Below are 3942 nucleotides of genomic sequence, written 5' to 3'. Positions count from 1 at the left end.
GGCCTTCGCCTGCTCGCGATAGCGGTGTGTCATTCAACAAAGATGTCGGCTGATCCGGCGCCTTCGCGAGCAAACTCGCTCCCACAGGGGACTCGGTGTTTTCGGGGGAAAGGTTTTCTCTGGAAGTCATGCGCCAGACTCCTGAATCGCCCGCACCACGGTATTGAGGTTGCCGGTCATTTCCTTTTCGTATTTGTCGGCGGTGTATTCACCGTAGGAAATGTGCGACAGCGGGTACAGCTTGACCCCGGACTCACGCTGGATGGTGTCGACGTAAGTGGACGGGAAATCCATCTCCGAGAAGATCACTTTCACATCCAGTTCACGCAACTGGTCGATGGTCTTCTTCAACTGGCTTGGACTCGGTTCGATACCGTGGGCCGGTTCGACCACGGCGGTCACTTCCAGGCCGAACTCACGCAACAGATAGTCGTAAGCCGCGTGTACCGTGGCCACGCGCAGTTCGGCATTCGGCGCTTGAGTCAGTTTTGCCAGCGCGTCGGCGCGCATCTGCCGCAGGCGCTTGCCGTAGGCGCGGGCGTTCTGTGTATAGGTCTTGGCGTTGTCCGGATCGAGTTTGCCCAGTTCGCGGGCGATGTTGTTGACCTGAGCGATGGAGGCGCTGATCGACAGGAACGTGTGCGGATTCACCACTTTGCCGGCGCCGCGCGCGGCAACGCCGGTGGCGGCCAGCAGCGGAACGTTTTCGTTGGCTTCGATGGTTTTGATGTTCGGCGTTTCGCTGGCGGCGATCATGCGGTCGGCAAAGTCGTCATGACCGACACCGTTGAGCACGATCACATCCAGCCCGCTGATGCGTTTGATGTCCTCGGCCCGAGGCTCGTAGGCGTGCGGATTGAAACCGGCCGGGATCAGCGGCACCACTTCGGCCTTGTCGCCGACGATGTTCGCCACGTAGCTGTAATACGGGTGCAGGGTGATGCCGATGCGCAGGCGCTTGGCCTGATCGGCGCTGGCCAGCGGGCTCAGCAGGCAGGCACACAGGCCCACTAAAAACAGGCGTAACAACGGACGGCGAGGCGATGAAATAGACATGGGCAAGCGGTCTTCTCTCGGAGTAGGGCGAGGAATCAATGGCGATGTTCGCGGGTAACCCCGGCATCGTATTGCGCGACGATCTGTTTCCAGCCAGCAGCGGACAGTGCCGCCGCATTCAGTTGCGCCGGGGCTTGAGCGGCGGCATCACGGTTGAGCCAGATGTCCGGCGCAGCCTTGTCATCGGTACTCAGCAGCATGACGAACGAGCCAGCGACAGTCGGATTCTGGCTTTGACCGACATACGCGGTGTTCGTCAGCAACTGCCAGGCATGACCCCCACGGCTGACCGAACTCGCATCCTGGGCAAACGGGGCAAAGCCTTCGTCGGCCAGATTCTGCGGCGTCGGCAGGGCTTGCTGTTCTTCGCGCAGCAGGCGGATTTCGTCGAGGGTCACCCGCAGGTCGGCGTAGATGCCTTGCTCGGCAGCACTGAGGTCGCGACGGGCGTCGAGTTGATTGGACGCAACCGGCTCCGGCTCATGGGAAACCCCGCGCCACGCGACCACGGAACCGGCGACTGCCAGAATCAACAGGCACAACAGCAGCACATTGAGGGTTTCATGACCGGCGCCGGCCGGACGCACGATTTGTGTGGTTGGCGTACTCATGGGGCTTCGATATCCGCCTGGTCGATTTCCACAACGTGGCCTGGACCTGCGTCGAACAGCACGTAGAACTCGGCGCCAGGCTTCTTGAAGGTCAGCGTCGAGTCACTGCCGAGCTTGCCCGGCACCAGAATGGTTTCGTCGTAGCCGATCACATCGAGGGTCACCCCCGGCGCGCCGCTGCCGTCGGAGAACCCACCGGTGCATTTGATCTGCTCGGCGTCGATGGCTTTGCATTCGCACATCGGGTTATGCGCCAGAGCGCTGGCACTGAAGCCGGCGCCGAGCACTAGCAGCGCGGCCTTCAGGCGCAGGCGAGAAGGGCGTTGAGAGCAAGTCATGGTTTGACTCCTTGTTTGTTCAGCCAGGCGAAGGTGGCGGGGGAGGCCTGACTCAGGGGAATCGAAGCCTGGTGCATGCTGCCGTCCCAGCCTTCCATGGTGATCCACAGTTCGGCGTCGGCTCTGGTCTTCTCCGGGATCGGCATTTGCGTGCCCATGCGATAAGGCGTGCCGAAGAAAATGCTGCCGGCGGCGCGCAGGCTGCGTGGCTTGCCGATGCGCAGGTAGGTCGCCTTGACCTGATCGACACAGGCATCGCACAGCGCGGCGCTGAAGTCTTTCATGTAGCCGGCCGGACCGGTCAGCACCGGTGCTTCGTTGCGTAATTCGGCCAGGCGCAGGCTCCATGGCCCGACCTGGACAGTGCCGATCTCGTGCTGGCCCAAGCCGCTGTCACCGCGAAACAGCGAGGCGTCGGCGAAGTACTTGGGCATGAAACCCAGCGGGATCAACAGCAGCAGAACATTGATGTGGAAGCGCCATCTGTGCCAGAAACGCGCCAGTCGAGAAGGTTGGGCCTTGGTGATGGACTTGCTCACAGGCTGGCCTCCGAGGTTTCACGGCTCATGGCCGGTTGTGCCTTGATGCGGTTTTTCTTGTCTTCGCGCTTCAACGCATTGGCGGTGGCCAGGGCGGTGCGTTTGGTCCAGATCAACAAGCCGCTGAGGATCATCATGCTCAGGATCAAACCGAAGAAGAACCAGATCAGCTTGATCCAGATGCCGCCGAAATCCCCGGTGTGCAGTGGTCGCATGGACTCGGTGACGAACTCCAGCGACGAGCGATCGGACAGCAACCGTGAAGCGGCGATGTCGCCGTTGTACGGATTGAGCGTGGCGGTCTGGAACATCAGCGGATACCAGCCGCGCCCGCCAACGCTCATGTGGCTGTAGGCGTTGCCCGGCAGGCTGACGAAACTGGCTTCCAGCCCCGGAATCTTCTCTTGCGCGAGCTCGACGGCACGGTCCAGGCTGATCCGTGGCGGCGGGGTGCCGGCGGCAGAGATCGGCACGCTTTCGCGGGACATCGCCGGAATGATCGGCTCGCTGGAGATGGCGATCTGGTTATCGAACAGAATCGCCCGAATCAGAAACCAGATGCCAGTGATGGAAATCACTGCAATGAACCAGATCGACCAGATACCGCACAGCCGATGGAAGTCACCCCAGAAAATCCGTGCGCCGTGGCGCACGCGCAGGGTCGGGCGCAGAAAACCCTTCCAGAAGCGCTTGTAGACCACCAGACCGGTGATCAACGAGACCAGCATCGGCACGCCGAGGAACGACACCAGATACCAGCCCCAACTGAAGCCATTGGTGAACGGCACCAGCCACCAGCCATGCAGGGCCCGGGTGAAGGCTTTGAAATCGAAGGTCGGCGCAGGGCCCTGGATCACCCCGGTGTAAGGATTGACGTAGACCGTCTGCGAACGACCGTCCGGATAACTGACCGCAACGTCGAGCGCGAAGTGTGACTCATCGGGGCGACTGATGCTTTCAACGAGGGTCTGCGGTTCGGCTTTTTTGATCGCTGCCATGATCTGGTCATAGCTGAGCAGCGGCGCATCCTCCGCAGGCTGGCTGGCGCGCATCTGCGGGTTGGCCAGCCAGACGATTTCCTGACTGACCACCGCCAGTGTGCCGGTGACACAGACGATCAGGACAAAGAACCAGATCGGTAACGCCAGCCAGCTATGAACGAGGAACCACAGTTTGGAGCGGGATTTCTTCGACATGATTGCGCGTCTTGATAGCGGTGAAAGGGTGCCTGGCTACGGGCTTCGCAGCACGGGGACCCGGAAAGACCGGACGTGGCTTTTGCCTACGCGAACGGCCTGCATCTCTATAGGACGGATGAGCGAGGCAAATCCCGAAAGATGATATGAAAGCAAATGTTTCCCAATTCGCAGGGTTTGACAGATCCCACTGTAGGAGCTG

The 3942-nt window shown here is 61.0% G+C and carries 5 protein-coding genes and 1 pseudogene; all 6 read right to left on the bottom strand.

Going from position 1 to position 3942, the window contains the following annotated elements; all coding sequences use genetic code 11:
* Positions 1-130, bottom strand: a pseudogene (locus PMI23_RS30125) (metal ABC transporter ATP-binding protein); the annotation flags it as partial.
* A complete protein-coding gene (locus PMI23_RS28335) occupies positions 127-1056 on the bottom strand; it encodes a metal ABC transporter substrate-binding protein (RefSeq protein WP_007917720.1) in 930 nt (309 codons plus the stop codon). The pseudogene PMI23_RS30125 and the gene PMI23_RS28335, both read right to left, overlap by 4 nt.
* A 35-nt stretch (positions 1057-1091) precedes the next feature.
* The gene (locus PMI23_RS28330; RefSeq protein ID WP_007917721.1) at positions 1092-1667 is read right to left on the bottom strand and encodes a DUF6162 family protein; all 576 of its coding nucleotides are present in this window, start codon (positions 1665-1667) and stop codon (positions 1092-1094) included.
* A complete protein-coding gene (locus PMI23_RS28325; protein WP_007917722.1) occupies positions 1664-2005 on the bottom strand; it encodes a hypothetical protein in 342 nt (113 codons plus the stop codon). Before PMI23_RS28325 ends, PMI23_RS28330 begins: the two co-directional genes overlap by 4 nt.
* Positions 2002-2544, bottom strand: a complete 543-nt coding sequence (locus PMI23_RS28320; RefSeq protein WP_007917723.1) for a hypothetical protein — start codon at positions 2542-2544, stop codon at positions 2002-2004. The genes PMI23_RS28325 and PMI23_RS28320 overlap by 4 nt, the downstream gene beginning before the upstream one ends.
* Positions 2541-3740 (bottom strand): PepSY-associated TM helix domain-containing protein, encoded by a 1200-nt coding sequence (locus PMI23_RS28315; protein ID WP_007917724.1) that lies wholly within the window; start codon positions 3738-3740, stop codon positions 2541-2543. The genes PMI23_RS28320 and PMI23_RS28315 overlap by 4 nt, the downstream gene beginning before the upstream one ends.
* Positions 3741-3942: the final 202 nt, after the last annotated feature.

The organism is Pseudomonas sp. GM24, assembly GCF_000282235.1.
Classification (GTDB): Bacteria; Pseudomonadota; Gammaproteobacteria; order Pseudomonadales; family Pseudomonadaceae; genus Aquipseudomonas.
Note: the sequence above shows the minus strand (reverse complement) of the source record. Positions and strands in the feature narration are given on the sequence as shown.

Bases quoted from the DNA above. Each gene is read 5' to 3' on its own strand.
- PMI23_RS28335 (WP_007917720.1), bottom strand. From the start codon at position 1,056: ATGTCTATTTCATCGCCTCGCCGTCCGTTGTTACGCCTGTTTTTAGTG.
- PMI23_RS28330 (WP_007917721.1), bottom strand. From the start codon at position 1,667: ATGAGTACGCCAACCACACAAATCGTGCGTCCGGCCGGCGCCGGTCAT.
- PMI23_RS28325 (WP_007917722.1), bottom strand. From the start codon at position 2,005: ATGACTTGCTCTCAACGCCCTTCTCGCCTGCGCCTGAAGGCCGCGCTG.
- PMI23_RS28315 (WP_007917724.1), bottom strand. From the start codon at position 3,740: ATGTCGAAGAAATCCCGCTCCAAACTGTGGTTCCTCGTTCATAGCTGG.